Below are 24,537 nucleotides of genomic sequence, written 5' to 3'. Positions count from 1 at the left end.
GAGCTGGTGATGGCCCTGTTCAAGAAGCGGACGGTCGGCAAGCCCGGCGAGTGGTACTACTGCCTGGAGCACAAGAAGGTCGAGGAGGGCCCGGAGTGCCCGGCCAAGGACCGCTTCGGTCCGTACGCCACCCGCGAGGAGGCCGAACACGCGATGGACATCGCGCGGGAGCGGAACCTCGAATGGGAGACGGACCCGAAGTGGCACGACGCCTCGGGCAAGGCGCCGGGCACCGAGGACGACTGAGCTACCGGGCGCCCGAGAGGGCCGAGGTGCCCGGCTCCGGGGGTGACGGTCGGTGGCCCCGGACCCGGGTCGTCCGCCGAGTGGCCGTACCGGTCGCGTCAGGACGCGGTCACCGGGGGCGCGGGCGGGAAGTCCTCGGCTCGCGCGGAGCGCATCCGCAGCGCGTGCTCGTTCGTACGGTCGTCGTACGACATCAGCTTCGGGAGGCCGACGGCGAGCAGCCCCACCGCTCCGACGCAGAGCGCGCCACCGGCCCAGACCGATGCCCGTACGCCCGTCAGCGCGGCCATCCCGCCGGACCGCACCTGGCCGAGCTGGGGCCCGATGGAGTACGACAGCAGCTCGATCCCGGCGAGCCGCCCGCGCAGCTCGTCCGGGATCGTCCGGTTCCAGATGGCGGCACGGAAGATTCCGCTGATCATGTCGCAGGCGCCCGCGAGGACGAGGAAGAGCAGCACCAGCCAGACGTCGTGCACCAGGCCGGCGCCGGCCACCGCGAGCCCCCAGCAGGCCGCCGCGAGCGCCACCGTCCGCCCGTGCCGGTGCACGCGCGAGGTCCACCCGCTGGTGAGGCTGACGAGCAGCGAGCCGGCGGGGATGGTCGCGTACATCAGCCCCAGCGACCAGGGGGCGTGCAGGTCGTCCGCGAGGAACGGCAGTACCGCGAGCGGCATCGCGAAGAACATCGCCGCGAGGTCGACCGCGTACGTACCCAGGAGCTCCTTGCGGCTCCACGCGTAGCGCGCGCCCTCGGCGATGGACCGCAGCGACGGTTTCGCCGCCTCGTGCGAGGCGGGTGACGCGGCGATCCCCGCCATCATGGCCACCGACACGGCGAAGGTCACCAGGTCGACCGCGTAGGCCCAGCCCAGTCCGGCGTACGCCACGACCACGCCCGCCAGCGCCGGGCCGGCGACACCACCCACCGTCCAGCGCAGCGAGTTGAGCGCGCCCGCGGCCGTCAGGTGTTCGTGCGCCACGATCCGCGGGGTGAGCGAGTCCATCGCAGGGCGCTGGACCGAGCCGAGCGCGGCGGAGAACGCGGCGACCACGTACAGGGGCCACACCGCGGGGTGCGGTACGGTCGCGTCGACGAGCAGGGCGGCGCACAGCAGGCCCTGACCGGTCTCCGTCCAGACGATCAGCTTCCGCTTGTCCAGGGCGTCGGCGAGGGCACCGCCGTACAGCCCGAAGACCACCATCGGGATCAGTTCCACGGCGCCGATCGCCCCGACCGCCGCCGCCGACCCGGTGAGCACCTTCATCTGCACCGGCAGCGCGACGAACGTCAGAAAGCTCCCGAAGTTGGTGACGAGCCCCGCCACCCACAGCCGCCGGAAGTCGGCGGAGGTCCGCCAGGGCGCGAGATCGGGCAGCAGTCCGCGCAGCCGGGAGGAGGGCAGGTCATCACTCACGTCGGGCCATGCTCGGCGGCCCGAGCACGCGGGGCAACTGGTTTTTGCGGCGCCGACGCCCGCTTCGGACCTGGTCTACGGCGCCGACGTCCGCTTCGGACCTGGGTTACGGCGCCGGGGCCGCTTCGGACCTGGGTTACGGCGCCGGGGCCCGCTTCGGACCTGGTTTCGGACACCACCGGCGGGAGGTTTCCCCCGCCGGCGCCACTACCAGCGGTACGACGGCGGGGCCGTCAGTTGGTCGGCGATGCGGGACAGGCGGTCGCGGAAGCGGTGGCGGCCCCGGGAGGAGGGCAGCGCGTTCTCCCCGGCCGCCGCGCTGACCAGATGCTGCACGGTGTCGAGGTCGAGCTCGGGATCCGGCGGCACCGCGAGCGACTCGTGGGCCAGCGCGGGCAGTTCGCCGTCCCCCCGGGACAGGGCCAGTACGGTCGCCCCGGCCCGCCGGGCGTCGTGCACCCGCTCCAGCAGGGCGGCCCCGGGAGCGTCCGGCGCCACCACGAGCAGCGTCTCCCCGCGCCGGGCCGCCTCGATCCGCCCGAGCCCCACCGCCAGATGAGCCGGATCCGACTCGCGCGCCTCGTGCCGCACCAGGGTCGGCGACAGCTCCGGCGTCCCCGACCAGGCCGCCTCGTCCACCAGGTGCGCCGCGAGGTGCCAGGGCTCGTACTCCTCCGAACCGACCAGCAGCAACCCGCCGCCGTACGACACCACGGACCCTCGCAGCGTTCCCCCGAACCGCCGTGTCGCCCCCAGCCATTCGGTCCCGGCAAGCACTTCGCGCAGCAACGCGACCCGTACGGCATCCATGACCGCATCCTGCCGCAACCAGCCACTCGTGACCCGGAGTTCACCACGAATTCGCCCAAGTTGGGCAGAAGTCCACACCACCGACCCCACCAGCAACCGCAGCAGGGAGCCCGGCCATGACACAGTCGAGCGCAGCGCCCAGCACCGGCACGGACACGGAGCCGGGCACGGGTACGGAGGCGGACACGGCTACGGAGACGGGCACCAGCGCCGGGATGAGCGTGCCCTTCCGGGCCGGGCGCGAGGGCTACGCCAGCTACCGGATCCCCGCCGTCGTCGCCACCCGCACCGGCACACTGCTGGCCTTCTGCGAGGGCAGGGTCGGCTCCGCGAACGACCACGGCCACATCGACATCGTGCTCAAGCGGTCCGCGGACGGCGGCCGGACCTGGGGCCCGCTCCAGGTCGTCGCGAAGAACGGGGCCGACCTCGCCGGCAACCCCGCGCCCGTCACCCTCGACACCGGCCGCGTCCTGCTCGTACACATCCGCAGCGCGGCGACCGCCTCCGAGGACGCCCTGCTGCGCGGCAAGGTGAAGGCGGCCGACGGGCGGCGCGTGTGGGTGCAGCACAGCGACGACGACGGGCTCACCTGGTCGGCTCCCAAGGAGATCACCGGGCAGGTGAAGAAGGCGGGCTGGCGGTGGTACGCCACCACGCCGGGGCACGCCCTCCAGCTCGGCTCCGGCCGGGTCGTCGTCCCCGCCAACCACACGCTGCCGCCCACGGGCACGGACAACGGCACCGAGGCGAAGTACAACAGCGGCCACTGTCTGCTCAGCGACGACCGCGGCGCGACCTGGTACCTCGGCTACATCGACGAGAACACCAACGGCTACATCAACGCCAACGAGACCACCGCCGCCGAACTCCTCGACGGCCGCGTCTACTTCAACACCCGCAACGACTCCCCGTCGCCCGGCAACCGCGCCGACGCCCACTCCCTCGACGGCGGCAGAACCCTCGTCAAGCCGTTCCGCCCGCAGGCCGGTCTGGTCACGCCCGTCGTCCAGGGCAGCCTGCTCCAGCTCCGCGACCCGGACCTGCTCCTGTACTCCGGGCCCGCGGACCCGGCGTTCCGCGCCCTGATGACAGTCCGTGCCTCGGCCGACGGCGGCACCACCTGGCGGCCGGTGTACACGGTGGACGGGCTGCCCGCCGCGTACTCCGATCTCGTCCGCGTCGACACCACGACCGTCGGACTCCTCTATGAGACGGGCGACTTCGGCGCGTACGAGACGATCACCTTCCGGCGCGTTCCGGTGACCGCGCTCGGGTGACCGTACTCACCCGGCGGGCTCGGCCACCTGAGGCGCGAGGCCGCGACCCGCGCACGTAAAGTCGGTCCATGACCTCTACTGACAGTGCACAGAAGGCCCCCGCCAAGGACCCCTGGGACCTGCCCGACGTGTCGGGACTCGTCGTCGGCGTGCTCGGTGGCACCGGTCCGCAGGGCAAGGGCCTCGCCTACCGCCTCGCCAGGGCGGGACAGAAGGTGATCATCGGCTCGCGTGCCGCCGACCGCGCGCGGAGCGCCGCCGAGGAGCTCGGCAACGGTGTGGAGGGAGCCGACAACGCGGAGACCGCGCGGCGCAGCGACATCGTGATCGTCGCCGTGCCGTGGGAGGGCCACGGCAAGACCCTCGAATCGCTGCGCGAGGAACTGACCGGAAAGCTGGTCGTCGACTGCGTCAACCCGCTCGGCTTCGACAAGCAGGGCGCGTACGCGCTGAAGCCGGAGGAGGGCAGCGCCGCCGAACAGGCCGCCGCCCTGCTGCCGGGCTCGCGTGTCACCGCGGCCTTCCACCACCTCTCCGCCGTGCTGCTCGCGGACCCGGAGATCGAGGAGATCGACACCGATGTGATGGTCCTCGGCGAGGAGCGGGCCGACGTCGAGATCGTCCAGGCCCTCGCGGGCCGCATCCCCGGTATGCGGGGCGTGTTCTCCGGCCGGCTGCGCAACGCCCATCAGGTCGAGGCCCTGGTCGCCAACCTGATCTCGGTGAACCGCCGCTACAAGGCACACGCCGGCCTGCGGGTGACGGACGTATAGGTCGGGTGGGGGACACTGGTCGAAAAGCAGTGTCCCCCCGACAGGAGCCGACCCCATGCCCCGCCTCGCCCTCTACGCCCTCGCCGTCTGTGTCCTCTCCGTGGCCGCGGCCGTCGTCTCGTTCGTCCAGGGGAGCTGGCTCGGCATCGTGTGGGTGCTGCTGGCGGGCCTGTCGTCGAACATGACCTGGTACTACGCGCGGCGGGGCAGGACCGTCAGCTGACCGTGCAGAACTCGTTGGTGCCCTGCCAGAAGCGGTAGAACTCCTGACCGCAGTACGTCTGGACCTCGTTGATCCCCAGACTGTTCAGGATCGAGTGGATCACGTCGAAGAAGGCCGTGTTCACCGACGGGATCCACAGCACCGCGAACACGGCGAGCAGGCCGAACGGAGCGAACGGCTCGACCTGGCGCTTGACGCCGTACGACAGCCAGGGCTCGATCACGCCGTAGCCGTCCAGGCCCGGGACCGGCAGGAAGTTCAGGATCGCGGCCGTGACCTGGAGCAGTGCGAGGAACGCCAGCGCGAACTGGAAGTCCCGCGGCACCCCGTCCAGCGCGTGCAGCCAGAACGGGGCCGTGCACACGACGGCGAACAGGACGTTCGTCAGCGGGCCCGCCGCCGAGATCAGGCTGTGCTTCCAGCGGCCCTGGATGCGGTTCCGCTCGATGAAGACCGCGCCGCCGGGGAGCCCGATGCCGCCCATGATCACGAAGAGCACCGGCAGCACGATGCTCAGCAGGGCATGGGTGTACTTCAGCGGGTTCAGGGTCAGGTAGCCCTTGGCGCCGATCGAGATGTCGCCGCTGTGCAGGGCGGTGCGCGCGTGCGCGTACTCGTGGAGACAGAGCGAGACGACCCACGCGGCCGTCACGAAGAGGAACACGCCCACACCGGGCTGCTCGGCGAAACCGGTCCAGGTCGCCCAGCCGGTCACCGCCATGACGGCCACGATCCCGACGAAGACGGGGCTGATCCTCCGGTCGCTGCGGCGGGTCGCGGCGGTGGTCATGGTGCTCCCTGGACTGGCTGGGCTGATACCCGTGTGTTCGGGCCTGCCCGACCGTACCGGGCTCATGCCGAAAACGTCTCGCCAACGGCCATTGGTTCCGGGGAGGGTGGGGGGATGCAACGAAGGAGGGAGTCCCGCGCGGACCGGCGGCGACGGCCGGTACGGTCCGTACGATCCACCTGGTGCGTGCATCAGGCCTTCGTGAAGGCCGCCCCGGCTCGCGTACCGGGGAACCGGCGCCCGCCTCGCGGTCGTCGCAGGCGGTGGACAGCCCCGAGCGGTCCGGTGAGGGCCGGGCCGGAGCCCTCGCCGAACCCGGCCCACCCGGCCCCCGCACCTGACGTCGGCAGAGACATCAGCAGAGACAATGGACCCCGTGCGCTATCGCATCCTCGGCACCACCCAGGCACTCCGCCCCGACGGCACGCCCGTCCCGGTCGGCGGGGCGCGGCTGCGTGCCCTGCTGACCGTCCTCGCGCTGCGGCCGGGACGGACCGTTTCCGCCGGCGTGCTGGTCGACGAGGTGTGGGACGGCGACCCGCCCGCTGACGCGCCCGGCGCGCTGCAGGCGCTGGTCGGGCGGCTGCGCAGGGCGCTCGGCGCGGACGCGGTGGAGTCGGTCGAAGGCGGCTACCGGCTTGCGGCGGCGTCCGACGACGTCGACCTGCACCGTTTCGAGCGGCTCGCGGGGGAGGGCACCCGCGCCCTCGCCGACGGCGACCCCGCCAAGGCGGCCGCCGTCCTGGAGGACGCCCTCGCGCTGTGGCACGGCCCGGCCCTCGCCGATCTTCCGGACCGCGCCGCCGAGTCGGCCCGCTGGGAGACCCGCCGTCTCGACGTCCGGCGCGCCCGCCTCGCCGCGGCCCTCGCCCTCGGCCACGCCGAACAGGCCCTGCCCGAACTCACCGCTCTCTGCGATCTGCATCCGCTCGACGAACCGCTGCACGTCCTGAGGCTGCGCGCGCTGCGCGACGCGGGCCGGCCCGCCGAGGCCCTCGCCGCCTACGAATCCGTCCGCGCGCTGCTCGCCGACCGCCTGGGCTCGGACCCGGGTCCCGAACTGCGCTCCCTGCACGCGGACCTGCTGGCCGGACCCCGGGAGCGGTCCGGAGTCCGCGGCCGGGTGGACGTGCGTGCCGACGCCGGAACGCACACCCACCCGGCCGCGGGACCGGCGTCCGCCCCGGACCCGGACCCGGCCGCCACCCCGACCCCGGCTCCCGGCGCCGCCCGAGCCTCCGCGTCCGCCTCCGCCGAAGGCGCGCCCGCCCGTGGTGCGCACACCGCAGCCCCGGCCGAGGGCACGGGCGCCGGCGTCTCAGGTGCCGCTGTCGCACGGACGGCCGCCGGTCACCGTTCCCGGGGCGTCGCAGCCCCCGCCGAAGGCGAGACCGCCCACGTCCCGGGAGCGGAGTCCGCCGTCGGTGCCCGCCCCGCGTCACCGCCGCCCGGCAACCTCCGTGCCCGGCTCACCTCCTTCGTCGGACGGGAGAAGGACATCGATGCCATCCGGGGCGATCTCGCGGCGGCCCGGCTCGTCACCCTGCTCGGGCCCGGCGGCGCGGGCAAGACCCGGTTGTCGCAGGAGGCGGCCGAGGCCCTGGCCCCCACCCTGCGGGACGGGGTGTGGCTGGCCGAACTGGCCCCGGTGGACGACCCGAAGGCCGTGCCCGAGGCCGTACTCACCGCCGTCGGCGCCCGCGAGACCGTACTGCGCGGAGCCGGCGCCGAGGAGATGCGGGCCGTGGCCGACCGGCACGACGACCCGCTCACCCGGCTCGCCGAACACTGCGCCAAGCGCCGCATGCTGATCGTCCTCGACAACTGCGAGCATGTCGTCGACGCGGCCGCGCATCTCGCCGAGGCGCTGCTGGAGCGCTGCCCGGGACTGACCGTGCTCGCCACCAGCCGTGAACCCCTCGGCGTACCGGGGGAGTTGCTGCGCCCGGTGGATCCGCTGCCGGAGCCCGTCGCGCTGCGGCTGCTCGCCGACCGGGGAGCCGCGGCCCGGCCCGGCTTCCGCGTCGAGGACGACCCCGAGGCGGCCGCGGAGATCTGCCGGCGCCTCGACGGCCTCCCGCTCGCCATCGAACTCGCCGCCGCCCGGCTGCGGATGCTCACCCCGCGCCAGATCGCCGACCGGCTCGACGACCGGTTCCGGCTGCTCACCTCGGGCAGCCGCACCGTGCTGCCCCGGCAGCAGACCCTGCGCGCCGTCGTCGACTGGTCCTGGGACCTGCTCGACGAGGCCGAACGGGACGCCCTGCGGCGGCTGTCCGTCTTCGCGGGCGGCTGCGACCTCGCCGCCGCCGAGGCCGTCTGCGGCCCGGCCGCGCTGGACGTCCTCGGCTCGCTCGTCGACAAGTCCCTTGTCGTCGCGGCCCCTTCGGGCGACGGCGAGACGCAGATGCGCTACCGGCTCCTGGAGACCGTCGCCGAGTACGCGAGGGAACGCCTCGACGAGTCCGGCGCCCGCCACGCCACCGAGCGCGCCCACCTCACGTACTACCGCGAACTCGCCCGCACCACCGACCCCCTCCTGCGCGGCCCCGAGCAGCGTTCCGGGATCGACCTCATCGAGCGCGAGTACGAGAACCTGCGCACCGCCCTGCGGCACGCGGTCACCGAACGCGACGAGCAGGAGGCGCTGTGCATGGTCCTCTCGCTGGCCTGGTACTGGCAGATCCGCGACCAGCGTCTCGACGCCCGGAACTGGTCCCACGAGGTGATGGACCTCGGACCCGACCCCTTCGCACCGCCCGTGCGCCCGGCCGCCGCGCTGTACGAGCGCTGTACGGACTTCCCGCCGCCGATGCGCGAGGAGGTCCTCGAAGAGGCCCGGCGCGGTGTCCACCTCATCCATCTCGCCTATATGGACATGGACATGGGGGCCTGGCAGACCCCGGAGGCGCAGGAGAAGCTCCGTGTCATCGGCGCGACCTACGAGCCGGGCATGCCGCAGACCTGCCGTACTCCCGGCTACCTCTGGTTCTACGCGGTGCTGCTCACCGGCACGATGGAACGGTTCACCGAGGTGGTCAACGAGACGGTCAACACCTGCCGCGAACTCGGCTACGACTGGGAGTTGGCCACCGCCCTCCAGATGCGCGCCAACATCCTCGCCAACCGCACCGACATGGCGGGCGACGCCACCGTGGACGCCGACGAGGCACTGGAGATCTTCGGGCGCATCGGTGACGCGTGGGGCGCCGCCGAGTCGCTCTCCGCACGCGGCGAGGCCCATGAACGCAAGGGCGACTTCGAGTCCGCCGCCGCGGACTACACGGAGGCGGAGAAATACGCCGAGCGGCTGGGGGCGCGGGCCCAGACGGCGGTGCTCAACGTCCGGCTCGGCAGCATGTACATCGAGCTGGGGGACCCCGAGCGAGGCGAGCGGATGATGCGCGAGGTCCTGGCGAACGGACACGGTGCCCACAACGAGGCCATGCCGGCGGCCCACCTCCTGCTCGCGACCTGGCTCGGCCGCAGTGGCCGGGTCTCCGAGGCGCGCGAGCAGATACGCCTGCTCCGCCAGGACTTCGGGGCCGGCTCCTTCGTCCTCTTCGACGGGTTCATGCTCGGCATCGAAGCCTGGCTGGACGCGATCGACGGGCGGAGCGAAAGCGCCCTGGGCAAGGCGCGTCTGGCGCTGGAACGGTCCACCGACCGGCTGTCGCGGATGATCGCGCCGCACATGCCCTCCGCCCATCTGACCACGGCCGCCATCGCCCTCACCGGTGTGGGCGGCGGCGGTCGGGCCCGGGACGCGGCCCGGCTGCTGGGTGCCGCGGACGCGCTGCTGCCGCCGGGCCACTTCGCCGGTCCCATGGAGGTGGAGGTGCGCGCACAGGCCGAGACGGGCGTGCGGGCCCTGCTCGACGACGGGGTGTACGAGGCGGCATACGCGGAGGGCGGCGGCCTCTCCGTGGAGGAGGCCGCCGCCCTCATCTGAGGCGCGGACGCGAACCGGCGCCCGATGGTCCCGGTGCGCGGGACCCGGGCCGAACGTCAGCTCTTGGTACGGAACTTGTGAATGGCGACGGGTGCCATCACCACGGTCAGGGCGAACGACCAGCCCAGCGTCACCCACAGGCCGTGCGCGACAGGGCCGCCCACCATCAGCCCGCGCGCGGCGTCCGCCAGGGCGGAGAGCGGGTTGTACGCGGTGAAGTTCTGCAGCCAGCCCGGCATCGACTTGGTCGGCGCGAAGATCGACGATCCGAACTGGAGCGGCATCAGCACCAGGAAGCCCATCGCCTGCACGGACTGCGCGCTCTTCATGATCACGCCGAGGGTGAGGAACACCCACATCAGGGCCGAGCCGAAGAGTGCGGACAGACCCACGGAGGCGAACAGACCGGGCCAGTTGGTGATGTCGAAGCCGACCAGGACACCGACGACCATGAGGACCGCGGTGGCGATGAGCATCCGCATCACTTCCACCGCGATCTTGGCGAACAGCACCGAGCCGCGCCCGATCGGCAGGGACCGGAACCGGTCCATGACACCGGAGTTGAAGTCGGTGTTGAAGCCGGTGCCCACTCCCTGGGCCATGTTCATGCCCATCATGGCCATCAGGCCGGGCACGACGTACTGCACGTACGCCTGCTGCCCGCCGCCGAGCGACTGCCCGATGGAGCCGCCGAAGACGTAGACGAACAGCAGCGTGAAGATGACCGGGAACAGGATGGCGTCGAACATCGACTCCGGGTCCTGGCGGATCCACAGCAGGTTGCGGCGGATCAGCGCGCCGGTGTGGCGCAGATGGGAGCGCAGCGGGATCGGCGCGTCGGAGACGACGTCGGGCGGGGTGACGGTGGCGGCGCTCATACGGCGACCTCCTCGCGGGAGTTGGCGGGCGTGGCGTCCTGCGGGGCACTGGCCTTGTGGCCGGTGAGGGAGAGGAACACCTCGTCCAGACTGGGAAGTTCGGTGGAGATGGAGGCGATCGTGATGCCTCGCGCGGTGACCGCGCCCACCACGGCGGTGAGTTGCTCGTCGCTGAGGATCGGGACCAGCACGCTGCCGGTCTCGCTGTCCACGAGCGTGGTGGCGAGGCCGGTGAGCCCCAGTTCGTCGAACATGGCTGCCAGCGGGCGCAGTTGCAGCGGGTCCACCGGGCGGATCCGCAGCGTCCGGCCGCCGACGCGTGCCTTCAGCTCGTCGATCCGGCCGCTGGCGATGACCTTGCCGCGGTCGATGACCGTCAGCTCGGAGGCCAGTTGCTCGGCCTCCTCCATGTACTGGGTGGTGAGCAGCACGGTGACGCCGTCGGCGACCATGCGCTTGACCTCCTGCCACACCTCGTTGCGGGTGCGCGGGTCGAGGCCGGTCGTCGGCTCGTCCAGGAACAGCACGGTCGGGCTGCCGATCATCGAGGCGGCGAGGTCGAGCCGACGGCGCATACCACCGGAGTACGTCGACGCCGGGCGCTTGGCGGCCTCGGTGAGGGAGAAGCGCTCCAGGAGCTCGTCGGCCCGCCGGCGGGCGTCCTTGCGGGGCAGGTCGAGCAGCCGCCCGATCATGTAGAGGTTCTCCCAGCCGGGGAGCTTCTCGTCGACCGAGGCGTACTGACCGGTGAGGCCTATCACCCGGCGGAGCTGCCGGGGCTGCCTCAGCACGTCGTAACCGGCGACCGTGGCCTGTCCGGCGTCGGGGGTGATGAGAGTGGACAGGCAGCGGACGAGGGTGGTCTTGCCGGCGCCGTTGGGGCCCAGTACTCCGAGGACGGTGCCCTCGCGTACTTCCAGGTCGACACCGTCCAGTGCCTTGGTCTCGCCGTAGTGCTTGACCAGCCCCCGTACGGTGACGGCACTGCGGCCGGTCGCAGCTTGTCGGGGCGTGTTGTCGATTCGCGTCATGTCCATCAAGGTGCCAGCCGCCACCGACAGACGACCGACAGGACGCCTACAGGACCCGACTGCTACCGATAGGTCGCCGACAGTCGGCCGACGGGACGCCGACGGGACGCCGACGGGACGCCGACGGGACGCCGACGGGACGCCGACGGGACGCCGACGGGACGTGGAAAGGGCGCGGAGAGGGCAGGGAGAGGATCCGGAAAGGCGACAACCCGCCGACGGGGGAAGATCGGCGGGTTGCCTCTGGTGCCGCAGTGGCTCGGGGGTCGTCGTGGCGCAGGGGCCGGGATGGCTCCGAGGCCCTGGTGGCCGCGAGGGCGCCGAGGTCCCGGGGACTTCGGCGGCCTCGGTGGGCGCGGGGTCTAGCGGACGGAGTGCTCCTCCAGCGGGAACGTCCCGCCGACCACGTCCTCGGCGAACGCCTTCGCGGCGTCGCCCATGACGCTGCGGAGGTCGGCGTACTGCTTGACGAACTTCGGCACCTTGCCGCCGGTCAGACCGAGCATGTCGGTCCACACCAGGACCTGCGCGTCGGTCTCGGGGCCCGCGCCGATACCGACGGTCGGGATGTGCAGGGTGCGCGTGACCTCGGCGGCGAGCTCGGCCGGGACCAGTTCGAGGACGACGGCGAACGCGCCCGCGTCCTGGACGGCCTTGGCGTCCCGCAGGAGTTGCTGCGCGGCTTCCTCGCCCCGGCCCTGGACGCGATAACCCATGGCGTTCACGGACTGCGGGGTCAGGCCGATGTGCGCCATCACCGGGATGCCCGACTCCACCAGCAGCTCGATCTGGCGGTGCGAGCGCTCGCCGCCCTCCAGCTTCACCGCGCCCACCCCGGCCTCCTTGACCAGCCGGGTCGCCGAGCGCAGCGCCTGTACCGGACCCTCCTGGTAGGACCCGAAGGGCAGGTCGCCGACGATCAGGGCGCGACTGGTGCCCCGTACGACCGCGGCGGACAGCATGGTCATCTCGTCCATGGTGACGGGGACGGTCGTCTCGTACCCCAGGTGGCAGTTGCCCGCCGAGTCGCCGACGAGCATGACCGGGATGCCGGCCTCGTCGAAGACGGACGCGGTCATCGCGTCGTAGGCGGTGAGCATGGGCCACTTCTCGCCGCGTTCCTTGGCGGCGGTGATGTCGCGCACCGTGATACGGCGGGTGATCTTGCCTCCGTACAGCGCCCTGCCGCTGTCGGTGGCCTTGAGGGCACCCTCCGCAGGCTGCTTCGGGGCAGCGGAAAGCTGCGTCATCGCAACTGCTCCTTCTGTCATCTCGAGGCACCCTGACGGCGTCCCCGGATCACCTCCATGGTGGCACCTCGTGCTACGCGCGGCTAGACCGGCCCCGAAGGATCGGTGTTGCTCACACCACGCCCGCCCGTTCGGCCGAGTGTCCGCGACGGGGGCGCGCCCGGCCGGACGAGCGTCTCCGGCCGGAGAGCCGGGTCCTTCGTAAGTTCTGCGTAAAGTATTTCCGATACGAGACGGTGTCGTATCGAAATGACCTTAGGGTGGTCGTCATGACAACTTCCGCTCCTCCGCTCGACCGACGGGTACCCGAGGCGGTGCACCGGCGCCGCTGGGCGATCCTCGGGGCGCTCATGCTCAGCCTGCTGATCGTGGTGCTCGACAACTCCATCCTGAACGTCGCGATCAAGACGATCTCGACCCCGGCGCCCACCGGGCTCGGCGCGACCCAGGGTGAGCTGGAGTGGGCCATCAACGCCTACACCCTCGTCTTCGCCGGACTCCTGTTCACCGCGGGCCTTCTCGGTGACCGGCTCGGCCGCAAGAAGGTGCTGCTCGCCGGTCTCGCCGTCTTCGGCATCGGTTCCGCGCTGGCCGCCGAGTCCGGCTCGCCGGCCCAGCTCATCGCGTTCCGCGCGCTGATGGGTCTCGGCGCGGCCTTCGTGATGCCCGCCACCCTCGCCGTCCTGATGAACGTCTTCGAGCGGGACGAGCAGCCCAAGGCCATCGGCATCTGGGCCGGCGGCGTCGGCCTCGCCATCGCGATCGGCCCGATCACCGGCGGAGTCCTGCTCGACCACTTCTGGTGGGGCTCGGTCTTCCTGATCAACGTACCGATCGTGATCCTGGCGATCGGCCTGATGATCTGGCTGGTCCCCGACTCCCGCGACCCGAGCCCGGGCCGTCTGGACCCGGTCGGAGTGGTCCTCTCCATCATCGGGCTCGTCCTGCTCGTCTACGGCATCATCAAGGGCGGCCAGCTCGCCGACTTCACCGACCCGCGGGTCCTCGCGACGTTCGGTGCCGGTCTCGTCGTCCTCATCGGCTTCGTGTGGTTCGAGAAGCGCAGCGACCACCCGTCGATCGACGTCACGTACTTCAAGAACAAGGTCTTCTCGGCGGCGATGTCGGCCATCGCGCTGGTCTTCTTCGCGCTCATGGGCGTGACCTTCTTCTCGGTGTTCTACACGCAGAGCGTGCGGGGCTACTCGCCGCTGCAGACCGGCCTGTTGATGCTGCCGCTGGCCGTGGCCCAGATCATCTTCGCGCCGCGCGCCCGGCTGGTCGTGGACCGTTTCGGCAACCGCGCCACCTGCACGGCCGGCCTGGTGCTCATCGCCGCGATGCTGGCCGCGTTCGCCACGCTGGAGGCGGACACCCCGATCTGGATCCTCGAGGTCATCTTCTTCCTGATGGGCACCGGCATGGCGCACATCATGACCCCGACCAGCGTCGTCATCATGCAGGCGCTGCCGCGCGAGAAGGCCGGTTCCGCGTCCGCGCTGAGCAACACCTTCCGCCAGGTCGGCGGCGCCCTCGGTATCGCCGTCCTCGGTTCCGTGCTCTCCACGGCCTACCGCAACGGCATCGACGGCAAGCTCGGCCTCGTCCCGGCCCCGCTGCGGCACACCGCGGGCGAGTCCATCGAGGCCACCCTCGGCGTCGCCGCCAAGCTCGGCCCGCAGGGCAGGGCCCTCGTCACCCCGGCGAACGACGCGTTCCTGCACGCCATGCACGTCACCGCCCTGTGCGGCACGGGTGTCGCGGTCATCGGCGCGGTGGTCGTCGCGCTGTTCCTGCCGGGCCGTCCGGCGGCCCCGCAGGAGGGCAAGGAGGAGGCCGAGTTGGTGACGGCCGACCTCGCGCAGGACTGATATATCGACGTACGCGACTGTGGGCACCCGTGACCGGGTGCCCGCCGTCGCCGTACGCGGGGGAGAATGACACCTGGTCAACGACGGGAACGGAGTTCGACGTGAGCCTCGCGGACAGCGGAGACAGGCAAGGGTGCCCCGGCCGGGGACGTCCCCGCAGCGAGGCGGTGGAGCGCGCCATCGTCGAGGGCGTGATGAAGCTCCTGGAGGACGGGGTTCCGCTCGCGGACATCTCCATCGAGCGCCTCGCGCGCACCGCCGGCGTCGGCAAGGCGACGATCTACCGCCGCTGGAGCGGCAAGGAAGAGCTCTTCGTCGACGTGCTGCGCGGCGCCGAGCCCACGGACCCCGAACTCCCCGGCGTCTCCATGCGCGAGGACCTCGTCGCCCTGCTGGAGTCGCTGCGCAGGCGCGGCCTGGTCAGCCGCTCCTCGGCGATCCTGCACAACGTCTACGCCCAGATGAAGAGCAGCCCCAAACTGTGGGCCGCGTACGACGCCACGGTCGTAGCCCCCAGACGCCAGCTGGGTTACGAGGTACTGCGCCGCGGACAGGAGAACGGCGAACTCCGCGACGACGTCGACATCGAACTGCTCAACGACATGTTCGTCGGCCCGATGCTCGTCCGCTCCGTCATGCGCCCGGACACCGAACTTCCCGAGGGCCTCGCCGAACAGATCGTCGACACGCTGCTGGAGGGCCTGCGCCCCGTCCGGCCGTGACACGACCTGTTTCTGACGGGGCGAATGTGCGCGTTTCGTCACAGAGGGCACATCGCGTGCCAGGATGCGGAACTCCGGACGTGAAGTTGAACGTCCCCTTGCCTGTACGGCCGTCATGGACGGCGAGAACGACACCGGACATCCCCTAGGGTCGTAGTCGAGGGGCAGACGGTGCGCACGGCAGTTTGTGAGGCGACGGTATGGCGCAGGCGTATATGACGGAGACGGGCAGCGACGGCCAGGGGCCGGAGCGCAGAGAGTCCCGGCTCCGGCGCCTGCTCGACGGCTGGCGCGGCGACCGCGGCATCTGGCGGCGCGGGCTGGTCCTCGCCGCCGTGGCCCTGCTGCTCGCGCTGGTGATGCTGACGCACGGGCGGATCCCGAACCGGATCGGCAACCTCGGCAGCCTCACCGAGACGTTCCTGCCGTGGCTCGGGGTGTTCATCCCGGTCCTGCTGGTCCTCGCCTTCGTGCGGAAGTCCGCCGTCGCCCTGATCGCCGTACTGCTGACCGGCGTGGTCTGGCTGAACCTCTTCGGCGGACTGCTCACCGACAAGACCGGCGGCGGCGGCGATCTGACCGTCGCCACCCACAACGTCAACGCCGGAAACCCGGACCCGTCCGGCACCGCCCGTGACGTGGCCGCCTCCGGCGCCGACGTGCTCGCCCTGGAGGAGCTGACGGCCTCGGCGGTCCCGGTGTACGAGAGGGCGCTCGCGGCGACGTACAAGTACCACTCGGTGCAGGGCACGGTCGGGCTGTGGAGCAAGTACCCGCTCAGTGACATCCGGCCGGTGGACATCAAGCTGGGCTGGACGCGTGCCATGCGCGCGACCGTGTCGGCGCCGGCCGGCCGGGTCGCGGTGTTCGTGGCCCATCTGCCCTCGGTGCGCGTGAAGATGGAGGCCGGGTTCACCGCACGGCAGCGTGACAAGAGCGCGGACGCGCTGGGTGAGGCGATCGCCGGCGAGCCGCTGAAGCAGGTCGTCCTGCTCGGTGACCTCAACGGCACGATGAACGACCGGGCCCTGAACGCGGTCACCGCGCAGATGCGTTCCACGCAGGGCGCGGTGGGCAGCGGCTTCGGGTTCAGCTGGCCGGCGTCGTTCCCGATGGCCCGGATCGACCAGATCATGGTCAAGGGCATCGACCCGGTGACCTCGTGGACCCTGCCCGCGACCGGCAGCGACCACCTCCCCATCGCGGCCCGCGTCAAGGTCGGCGCCGGCGCGTCTTGACCTCCTGGAACCGTTCTCCATCTTCTGGAATACGGGGCCCGGCAGGCTTTGCTCACCTGGAGCCCGTGCCTGGTTCGGGCGGCATTCGCCCGGCCGCGCGCCCGGTCGTGCTCGACTCGGCGAGTTTCGGCCTGATGTCCGCCGGCCATGTGCGGTAACCATGGTCGATGCGGTTCAGACGGAGGGACGCGGGCGAGCCGGGTGTGCCGACCGGGCCGGCTGTGGACGGGTTGAGCGACCTGGCCGACGAGGTGGCGCTGCGACGGGGGCCGGTCACGCCGGAGGCGGCCGACGCGGCCCTGCGGGCGGTTGAGGCCGCGGAACGGTTGCTGGAGCTGGACGGCGCGCTGCCGAACCGGCGGCGCCTGGCGCGGGCCTTGTGGCGGCGGCTGTCGACGTTCGCGATGCCCGCCGAGCGCGACGGCGTCGAGCGCACGGCGCTGCGCTGCTGGTCGTTGTGCGTCGAGATGCTCGACGCGGCGCGCGGCGATGCCGTGCTGTTCGACGATGTCGTCGGGGACGTGGGTATGTGGGCCGGGATGCTGGTGCCCGCGCTGGGTTCGGCAGGTCGGCACGCAGACGCGGCGCAGGTGTACGAGACAGCCGCGATCGCCGCCGGCCAGGCGTACGGCGCGCGCGGGCGCCAGGCCCGGGCACGGCTGATGGTCTTCCCGCTGGCCGCCACCGCCGACACGATGGCCGAGCAGCGCATCAAGGGCCTGTGGGACGCCGCGGCGGAGCAGGCGCTGGCCGACACGGTCACGGCATGTCATGGGGTACTCGACGTGCTGCGCGGCCATCTGCGCGACGGCGTGTTCGAAGTCGCCGAGGTGGCCCGAACGCTCCAGGTGCTCAGCCGCTTGCAGACGGTCGGCGGGCAGTTGCGGGAGGCTGTGGCCGCGCTCGACGAGGCGATCGCCCTGCTCGGTCCGGTGGCCGGCGAAGGACCACGGTATGCGGAGCTGATACGCGCGCTCCAGGCCGAACGCGACGGGTTTCGCCGCCCGCCGCCCGCCGCACCCGCCTCACGGGCGGCCGATGCGCCGACTGTCGTGCCCCGCCGGGCGTTTCTGCGCGCGGCGCGTGACGTGGGCATGGGCGCCGACGATCTGCCGCCGACCGACGCGCGCGCCGTCGTCGCCCTCGAGCGGATACGTGCGGCCGAGGCCGAGGACCCCGGCCGGTACGGGCCGGCGCATGGACTGCTGATGGCCTGGCGGGCGCGGCTGCTCGCCGAGAGCGGTGAAACGGAACCCGCCCGTGACCTGGCCGACCGCTCGGTTCGGCACCTGAGTCGCTACGCCGATCGACCGCAGCAGATCCAGGCCTCGCTCGTCGTCGCGCTGGCCGTGTTGCGGGGCGCGGCGAGCGCGTGCGGCCAGGCCGAGCAGGCTGCCCGCGCGGGTCAGCGTGCCGAGGTCCTCTACAAGACTCTCCTCGCACGCGACGTCACCTATGCCCACGACCTGGCCGGCGCGACCTAAGTGTGTTGCCCGGTGACGTCGAGGTCCCGGCGCGCACGGCTGATCAGGTTCTGGGCGTCGGTGCCGAAGACGGCTGACTCGCGGAGGGTGCGCCAGACCTTGAGGTGAGTCGCGACGCTGTCGGCGTCGTCGAGCCAGAGCTCGGCGTGCCAGTTCTCCACGACGACCTGATGTTCGTCGTAGACCCCAGAAGCCCCCGCCCGGCGGGATCTTCAGAGACGCGCCGAGGGGCACGATCCCGAGCTCCACGGTGTCCTCGGGTCCCGGCTGGGACGTCCGGGCGCACCGCGAGCACGCCGACGACGTCGAGCTGATCGACCCCGTCGCGGCCCGCGTCAAGGTCGGCGCCGGCGCGTCTTAACCTCCTGGAATCGCGCTCTCCATCTCCTGGAATACTGGACCGGGCATACTTTGTTCACCGGCTGAACTTAATGAACGTTCGACCTGTGATCCGCGACCCGCGCACACGGCTGTGCGCGGGCGTGTCCGTGCCCGCGGGTGTTCCCGCACGCCGCCCGCGCGCGTACGGAGCCCCGCTCGTCCCCGCTCCTTGGAAAGGCCCCTCATGCCTCTGGCCCTGCTCGCCCTCGCCGTGGGCGCCTTCGGCATCGGCACCACCGAGTTCGCCATGATGGGCCTGCTGCCCGACGTCGCCGACGACCTGCACATATCCATCCCGGCCGCCGGACATCTGGTCTCCGCGTACGCGCTCGGCGTCGTCATCGGCGCCCCGCTGCTCGCCGCGGCCACCGCCCGGATGTCCCGCCGCAAGGTCCTCATCGCCCTGATGGGTCTCTTCGTCGCCGGCAACGCGCTGTCCGCCCTCGCCCCCGACCAGAACTGGCTGCTCGCCGCCCGCTTCCTGAGCGGTCTGCCGCACGGCGCCTTCTTCGGCGTCGGCGCCGTCGTCGCCACCGGCCTGGTCGCCCCCGAGCGCAAGGCCCGCTCCGTGTCGCTGATGTTCCTCGGCCTGACCGTCGCGAACATCGCCGGTGTTCCGGCCGCCACCCTCGTGGGGCAGCACCTGGGCTGGCGGGCCACCTTCCTCGGGGTGAGCCTGATCGGCGTGGCCGCCATCGCCTCGCTGGTCCTGCTGATCCCGCACACCCCCGCGCACACTCCCGCCGGCGGCCTGCGCGGCGAACTCGCCGCCCTGCGCCCGCTGCCCGTCTGGCTCGCCCTCGGGACCACGGTCGCGGGCTTCGCCGCCCTCTTCTCCGCGTACAGCTACATCACGCCGATGCTCACGGACGCGGCCGGATACGCCGAGGGCAGCGTCACACCGCTGCTGGCGCTCTTCGGGGTCGGCGCGACGGCGGGCAACCTGCTGGGCGGGCGCCTCGCGGACCACGCGATGCGCCGCACCCTGTTCGGCGGCCTCGCCTCGCTGGTGGTCGTGCTGGCCGCCTTCCCGGTGCTGATGCGTACGGAGTGGAGCGCGGCCCTGGCGGTGGTGCTGCTCGGCACGGCCGCCTTCGTCACCGGCTCGCCCCTCCAACTCATGGTCATGGAGAAGGCCGCCGCCGCGCCCTCCCTCGCGTCCTCCGCCAACCAGGCGGCGTTCAACCTCGCCAACGCGGGCGGCGCGTGGATCGGCGGGCTCGCCCTGGCGGCGGGCTTCGGCGCCACCTCCCCGGCGCTCGCCGGAGCCGCCCTCGCCGTGCTCGGCCTGGCGGTCGCCGGAGCGGCGTACTCGGTCGACCGCCGCCGCGCGGCGGCGGTCGCGGGGGCACCCGGCCGCCTCGTCGCCACCCACCTGCCGGCGCCCACGGAACACGCGCACCGGTGAGGACGCCTGACGGCGTCGCCTGACGGCGGTGTCCCCGGGCGGCGCCGCCTCCCGGCCGGGTGAGCCACCCCGCCGGGCTGCCGCACCGGCTCGCCCCGCGCGGCCGGCAGCACGTAGCACCGGCCAGGGGCCGCATCCGGGGAGGTCGGCCGTTCCCGAGAAAGTCAGCCGTCCCCTGCGAAGGTCGGTGGACCTCGGGGGAAGGCCAACCTTCCCCCGCAGGAGTCAGCCTTCGGTCCCCGGGCCAGCCCTCGGACCCCGAAGAAGTCAGCCGTCCCGAAGAGGGCGGACGTCCCCACGGGAGTCAGCCGTGCCCGGTGAAGTCAGTCGTTCTCCGGGCAGCTCAGCGGTTCCCAGGGAAGTCGGCCTCTCCGGGGAGGTCGGCCGTCCCCCGCGGGAGGTCAGGCCTCGGTCTCCGGGGGGTCGAAGCGGGCCAGGTCGCGCAGCCAGACACGGGCCGAACTGTCGGACGGCGCGCGCCAGTCGCCGCGCGGCGAGAGCGAACCACCGGCCGAGACCTTCGGCCCGTTCGGCATGGCCGAGCGCTTGAACTGCGCGAAACCGAAGAAGCGGCGGCAGAACACCTCCAGCCAGCGCCGGATCTCCGGCAGGTCGTACGCGACCCGCTCGGCCTCGGGGAAGCCCGGCGGCCAGGCGCCCGCGTCCGGGTCGTGCCACGCGTGCCAGGCCAGGAAGGCGATCTTCGACGGCCTGAAGCCGTAGCGCAGCACGTGGAAGAGGGTGAAGTCGTGCAGCGCGTACGGGCCGATCTTCGACTCGGTGGACTGCATCTCCTCGCCCGGTACGAGCTCCGGGCTGATCTCCGTGTCGAGGATCGCGGCGAGCGTCCGGTCGGTGTCCTCGCCGAACTGGTGGCTGCCGATGACCCAGCGGATCAGATGCTGGATGAGCGTCTTCGGCACACCCGAGTTGACGTTGTAGTGACTCATCTGGTCGCCCACGCCGTACGTGGACCAGCCGAGCGCCAGCTCCGACAGGTCACCGGTGCCGAGCACGATGCCGTCGCGCTGGTTGGCGAGCCGGAACAGGTAGTCGGTGCGCAGTCCGGCCTGCACGTTCTCGAAGGTGACGTCGTACACGGGCTCGCCGGAGGCGAAGGGGTGGTCCATCTCCGCCAGCATCAGCCGGGCGGTCGGCGTGATGTCCAGCTCGGCCGCGGTGACGCCGAGGGAGCGCATCAGCTCGTGCGCGTTGCCCTTGGTGTGGTCGCTGGTGGCGAAGCCGGGCAGGGTGAAGGCGAGGATGTCGCCGCGCGGGCGGCCCGCCCGGTCCATCGCGCGGGCGGCGACGATCAGCGCGTGCGTGGAGTCGAGACCGCCGGACACCCCGATGACCACCTTCGGGCCGCCGATCGCCGCGAGCCGCTGCTGAAGCCCCGTGACCTGGATGTTGTACGCCTCGTAGCAGTCCTGGGCCAGCCGGTCGGGGTCCGCGGGCACGAACGGGAAGCGCTCGATACGGCGCCGCAGACCCAGGTCGCCGGTCGGCGGGTCGAGCCGGAACGACAGCGTACGGAAGTCGGCGGTGCGGGCGGCGTGGGTGCGCCGGTTGTCGTCGAAACTGCCCGTCCGGCTCCGTTCCTGCCGCAGCAGGTCGAGGTCGACGTCCGCCACGGCGAACTGGTCGTCGAGCGGGAAGCGGTCGGACTCGGCCAGCAGCGTCCCGTTCTCGTAGATCATGGTCTGGCCGTCCCAGGACAGGTCGGTGGTCGACTCGCCCAGTCCGGCCGCCGCGTAGACGTACGCGGCGATGCAGCGTGAGGACGCCGAACGGCACATCAGCTTGCGGTCCTCGGCCCGGCCGACGGTGATCGGGCTGCCGGAGAGGTTGGCGAGGACGGTGGCGCCCGCCAGGGCCGCCTCGGCGCTCGGCGGCACCGGCACCCACATGTCCTCGCAGATCTCCGTGTGCAGCACCAGGCCCGGCACGTCCTCGGCGGCGAACAGCAGGTCCACGCCGAACGGCACCGACTCCCCGCCGATCCGGATCGTGCCGCCGCGCTCGTCGTCGCCCGCCGCGATCTGCCGGCGTTCGTAGAACTCCCGGTAGTTCGGCGGGTACGACTTGGGTACGACACCGAGGATCCGGCCGCGGTGCACGGTCACCGCGCAGTTGTAGACCCGGTTGCGGTGGCGCAGCGGGGCGCCCACGACCAGGACCGGCAGGAGTTCCGCCGACCCCGTCACCACGGTTCGGAGCGCCTCCTCGACCTGGTCGAGCAGCGCGTCCTGGAGCAGCAGGTCCTCGATCGAGTAGCCGCACAGCCCCATCTCCGGGAAGACGGCGACGGCGACACCCTCACCGGCGCACCGGCGCGCCTGGCGCAGGACCGCCTCGGCGTTGGCGTACGGGTCCGCGATGACGGTGTGGCCCGTGCAGGCGGCGACGCGCGCGAAGCCGTGCTGATAGAGCGACCGGAAGTTCAGTGGAGGCACCCGGCCAGTGTAATCGTCAGAGCGACGCGATGGGGTGGCGCGGGGTGTGTGGCGGCCGCCTCCCACGGCGGAGAACGCGCGATGCGCCCGCCTCCACCGGGGAGGCGGGCGCATCGTCCGTCAAACGCCGGTCAGCGGCGGCTGAACGAGTCGACGTAGCCCGGGGCGGGGGAGCCCACACCGGTGACGTCGTCGTAGCCCTTCACGGCCGACAGCGAGCTGTCCTTGCCGAGGCTGCGGACGGAGACAGCCTGACCGCCCGAGGCGTCGAAGCCGTTCACGAAGTCGACGCGCGCCACGGCGAGTCCGGAGCCCGTGGGGTTGTCCGTGACGTCGTGGTACGCCTTCGAGCCGAACTTGGAGTAGATCGACGGGTTGGCGAAACCGATCGCCTTGCCGCCGCGCGCCTCCTGGGCGAGCGCCTGGACGGCCGCGATCACCGGAGCGGCCAGCGAGGTGCCGCCGATCCGGTACTCGCTGTACTGCTCCGACCCGTCCGGGAAGGTCTGCGTCTGGCCGACCTTGAAACCGGTGTTGGGGTCGGCGATCGCCGAGATGTCCGGGACGACCCGGTTACCCGCGGCGTTGTTGGCCTTGGCCAGCGCGTTCGGGACGACACCCTTCTGGTAGAAGGGCTCCGCCACGGTCTTGCTGGTGCCACCGCCCGCACCCGAGGTGAACGCGCCCGGGAACCCGGTCCAGCTCTTGCCGTCCGTGGACAGCGTGGCCTTCTCGGTGCCCCAGCCGGTCTCCCACAGGTACTTGTCGCCCTTGCCGACCGCCAGCGAGGTACCGCCGACCGCCGTCACCCACGCCGAGTTGGCCGGGGTGTCGACCTGCTTCGTACCGGTGTTGGCGACCTCGTCACCGTTGTCACCGGAGGAGAAGTAGAAGCCGATGCCCTCGACCGCGCCGAACTGGAAGGTCTGGTCGTAGGCGGCAGCCAGGTCCGGGGTCTGGTTGGCCTCGATGTCGCCCCACGAGTTGGAGACGATGTCGGCCAGGTGCCCGTCGACGATCTTGTTGAGCGAGGCGAGCAGGTCGTCGTCGTAGCAGGACGCGGCACCCACGTACGTGATGCTCGCGCCCGGCGCGACGGCGTGCACGGCCTCGACGTCGAGGGTCTCCTCGCCGTACCAGCCGGACGCTCCGCACTCCTCGGTCTTCGTGTACGTGTCGGGCAGCACCTGACGGAGCTGACCGCTGGAGTACGCGGCGTCGCCGTGCTTCCCGGCGTAGGTCGCCGCGTCGAAGGCGATGGTCGGCGAGGCGAACGCGTCCGTGATGGCGACGCGCACGTTCTTGCCGGTGCGCTTGCCCGCTCCGTACGCCGCGCGCAGCTGCTTGCCGGTGTACCCCTGGATCGCGTACGGGATCTTCTTCCCGTAGGCGTCCGGCAGGGTGCTCGCGGTGTTCGAGCCGTAGTACGAGGAGAACGGCCCGGAGTTCTTGAACACCGCGTCCGGACCCGGCAGTTGATCAGCGTGCTGCGCCTTGTGCGGAGCGTTGTCCAGGCCGGTGACGGTCAGGACGGCGCCGTTCAGGGCGGCGGGCGCGGAAGCCGTCTTCGACGGCGCCCGGTAAGTCTTGTTGCCCTTGGTGTAGTTGTGCAGCTGCGTGCTGAACGCCTTCTCGGCGGCGGCAACGTCGCCGGTCACCGAGACGTAGTGCTGCGTCGTTCCGGTGACCTTCAGGCCCGCCGACTTGAGCCAGTCGGTCACCGCGGTGACCTGGGCCTTGGTGGCGCCGAAACGTGCCTGCGCCTTCTTGGCGCTGAGGTATTTCCCGTACGAAGCCGAGTGCGGGTCGGACACGGACCTGGCGTATGCCGCCAGACCCTTGGCGTCCCGGCCGGCGAAGTACACCCGGGCCGAGAGCTGGGAGCTGTCGGACGCCGCTCCCTTGTCCGCCTTCGCCGTCGCCCACGCGGGCCTGGTGCCCGTGAGGGTGTCCCGGCTCGGGCCGTCCGTGGCGTGTGCCGCGGGTATGCCGAGCGCCAGCGCACCGGCGAGCAGAGGCAGTGTCGCCGCCATGCTCACTCCGGCGCGCGCGGTGGCGCGGTTGGATCTCATAGAACCCCCTGCGATGCGGTTCGTCGCATGTAGTGGTTGGTCGGTGATCCACGCGAGAGCCTCACTCCCTGTCAGAGCGTGAGGAATGGATCACAGATGGGGGTCACTCTTTCGGTGAACGGTTCATGTCAGGGGAATGGAAAAGCCAAGGAAAGACCAAGTGGCCGCGATTGGCGATCATTTGGGACGATTTGGAAGGGGCCCTTGCTCATAGTCAAGGGTTTTCCCTCGGTCCCGTTCCGGGCGCTGTAAAGAGG

Annotated in this window: 18 protein-coding genes and 1 pseudogene; 10 read left to right on the top strand and 9 right to left on the bottom strand. The window is 71.7% G+C overall.

The features are described 5' to 3' along the window. Nucleotides 1-9: 9 nt before the first annotated feature. Entirely contained in the window at nucleotides 10-246 is a 237-nt protein-coding gene (locus ACIQRL_RS02805) for a hypothetical protein (RefSeq protein WP_401326115.1), read from the top strand. Between the two features lie 98 nt (nucleotides 247-344). Here the strand turns inward: ACIQRL_RS02805 and ACIQRL_RS02800 are convergent, their stop codons facing one another. After that, on the bottom strand, nucleotides 345-1,661 hold the full coding sequence (locus tag ACIQRL_RS02800; protein WP_401326112.1) for an MFS transporter: 1,317 nt from the start codon (nucleotides 1,659-1,661) through the stop codon (nucleotides 345-347). 207 nt (nucleotides 1,662-1,868) lie between these two features. Beyond that, a complete protein-coding gene (locus ACIQRL_RS02795; RefSeq protein ID WP_401326109.1) occupies nucleotides 1,869-2,471 on the bottom strand; it encodes a hypothetical protein in 603 nt (200 codons plus the stop codon). A 215-nt stretch (nucleotides 2,472-2,686) separates the two neighbouring features. On the opposite strand from ACIQRL_RS02795, the gene ACIQRL_RS02790 reads away from it, so the two are divergent. The 3 genes from ACIQRL_RS02790 (at nucleotide 2,687) to ACIQRL_RS02780 (ending at nucleotide 4,747) form a co-directional block, all read left to right on the top strand. After that, a complete protein-coding gene (locus ACIQRL_RS02790; RefSeq protein ID WP_401328031.1) occupies nucleotides 2,687-3,751 on the top strand; it encodes an exo-alpha-sialidase in 1,065 nt (354 codons plus the stop codon). A 68-nt stretch (nucleotides 3,752-3,819) separates the two neighbouring features. Further along, nucleotides 3,820-4,524 carry an NADPH-dependent F420 reductase gene (gene npdG, locus ACIQRL_RS02785; RefSeq protein WP_401326107.1) on the top strand — a complete coding sequence of 235 codons (705 nt, stop codon included), beginning with the start codon at nucleotides 3,820-3,822 and terminating at the stop codon, nucleotides 4,522-4,524. A 55-nt stretch (nucleotides 4,525-4,579) separates the two neighbouring features. After that, nucleotides 4,580-4,747, top strand: coding sequence for a hypothetical protein (locus ACIQRL_RS02780; protein ID WP_401326104.1), 168 nt, complete (start codon nucleotides 4,580-4,582; stop codon nucleotides 4,745-4,747). Here the strand turns inward: ACIQRL_RS02780 and ACIQRL_RS02775 are convergent. Next, nucleotides 4,740-5,537 (bottom strand): site-2 protease family protein, encoded by a 798-nt coding sequence (locus ACIQRL_RS02775; RefSeq protein WP_401326101.1) that lies wholly within the window; start codon nucleotides 5,535-5,537, stop codon nucleotides 4,740-4,742. The genes ACIQRL_RS02780 and ACIQRL_RS02775 overlap by 8 nt on opposite strands. A 367-nt stretch (nucleotides 5,538-5,904) precedes the next feature. Here ACIQRL_RS02775 and ACIQRL_RS02770 point away from each other — a divergent pair, with 367 nt between their 5' ends. Then, complete coding sequence (locus ACIQRL_RS02770; RefSeq protein WP_401326098.1) at nucleotides 5,905-9,489, top strand: AfsR/SARP family transcriptional regulator; 3,585 nt, start codon at nucleotides 5,905-5,907, stop codon at nucleotides 9,487-9,489. A 56-nt stretch (nucleotides 9,490-9,545) separates the two neighbouring features. Here the strand turns inward: ACIQRL_RS02770 and ACIQRL_RS02765 are convergent, their stop codons facing one another. From ACIQRL_RS02765 to panB, 3 genes are all read right to left on the bottom strand, one after another. Then, complete coding sequence (locus tag ACIQRL_RS02765; RefSeq protein WP_261709340.1) at nucleotides 9,546-10,367, bottom strand: ABC transporter permease; 822 nt, start codon at nucleotides 10,365-10,367, stop codon at nucleotides 9,546-9,548. Continuing rightward, the gene (locus ACIQRL_RS02760) at nucleotides 10,364-11,398 is read right to left on the bottom strand and encodes an ATP-binding cassette domain-containing protein (protein WP_401326095.1); all 1,035 of its coding nucleotides are present in this window, start codon (nucleotides 11,396-11,398) and stop codon (nucleotides 10,364-10,366) included. The genes ACIQRL_RS02765 and ACIQRL_RS02760 overlap by 4 nt, the downstream gene beginning before the upstream one ends. A 362-nt stretch (nucleotides 11,399-11,760) precedes the next feature. Further along, nucleotides 11,761-12,648 carry a 3-methyl-2-oxobutanoate hydroxymethyltransferase gene (gene panB / locus ACIQRL_RS02755; RefSeq protein WP_401326093.1) on the bottom strand — a complete coding sequence of 296 codons (888 nt, stop codon included), beginning with the start codon at nucleotides 12,646-12,648 and terminating at the stop codon, nucleotides 11,761-11,763. A 269-nt stretch (nucleotides 12,649-12,917) separates the two neighbouring features. Between panB and ACIQRL_RS02750 the strand changes: the two genes are divergently transcribed. From ACIQRL_RS02750 to ACIQRL_RS02735, 4 genes are all read left to right on the top strand, one after another. Next, entirely contained in the window at nucleotides 12,918-14,519 is a 1,602-nt protein-coding gene (locus tag ACIQRL_RS02750; RefSeq protein WP_401326090.1) for an MFS transporter, read from the top strand. A gap of 101 nt (nucleotides 14,520-14,620) precedes the next feature. After that, entirely contained in the window at nucleotides 14,621-15,241 is a 621-nt protein-coding gene (locus tag ACIQRL_RS02745; protein WP_401326087.1) for a TetR/AcrR family transcriptional regulator, read from the top strand. A gap of 200 nt (nucleotides 15,242-15,441) precedes the next feature. Continuing rightward, nucleotides 15,442-16,479, top strand: a complete 1,038-nt coding sequence (locus ACIQRL_RS02740; RefSeq protein WP_401326084.1) for an endonuclease/exonuclease/phosphatase family protein — start codon at nucleotides 15,442-15,444, stop codon at nucleotides 16,477-16,479. Nucleotides 16,480-16,700: 221 nt separating this feature from the next. Continuing rightward, complete coding sequence (locus ACIQRL_RS02735; RefSeq protein WP_401326081.1) at nucleotides 16,701-17,963, top strand: hypothetical protein; 1,263 nt, start codon at nucleotides 16,701-16,703, stop codon at nucleotides 17,961-17,963. On the opposite strand, the pseudogene ACIQRL_RS02730 reads toward ACIQRL_RS02735, so the two are convergent. Continuing rightward, a pseudogene (locus ACIQRL_RS02730) lies at nucleotides 17,960-18,218 on the bottom strand (Scr1 family TA system antitoxin-like transcriptional regulator); the annotation flags it as partial. The gene ACIQRL_RS02735 and the pseudogene ACIQRL_RS02730 sit on opposite strands and share 4 nt — an antisense overlap. Nucleotides 18,219-18,528: 310 nt before the next feature. On the opposite strand from ACIQRL_RS02730, the gene ACIQRL_RS02725 reads away from it, so the two are divergent. Further along, complete coding sequence (locus ACIQRL_RS02725; RefSeq protein WP_401326078.1) at nucleotides 18,529-19,752, top strand: MFS transporter; 1,224 nt, start codon at nucleotides 18,529-18,531, stop codon at nucleotides 19,750-19,752. Between the two features lie 401 nt (nucleotides 19,753-20,153). On the opposite strand, the gene ACIQRL_RS02720 is transcribed toward ACIQRL_RS02725, so the two are convergent. Continuing rightward, entirely contained in the window at nucleotides 20,154-22,199 is a 2,046-nt protein-coding gene (locus tag ACIQRL_RS02720) for an NAD(+) synthase (RefSeq protein WP_401328029.1), read from the bottom strand. Between the two features lie 140 nt (nucleotides 22,200-22,339). Continuing rightward, the gene (locus ACIQRL_RS02715; protein ID WP_401326075.1) at nucleotides 22,340-24,280 is read right to left on the bottom strand and encodes a protease pro-enzyme activation domain-containing protein; all 1,941 of its coding nucleotides are present in this window, start codon (nucleotides 24,278-24,280) and stop codon (nucleotides 22,340-22,342) included. Nucleotides 24,281-24,537 lie beyond the last annotated feature (257 nt).

It is taken from the genome of Streptomyces sp. NPDC091209, assembly GCF_044757755.1.
Taxonomy (GTDB): domain Bacteria; phylum Actinomycetota; class Actinomycetes; order Streptomycetales; family Streptomycetaceae; genus Streptomyces.
Note: the sequence above shows the minus strand (reverse complement) of the source record. Positions and strands in the feature narration are given on the sequence as shown.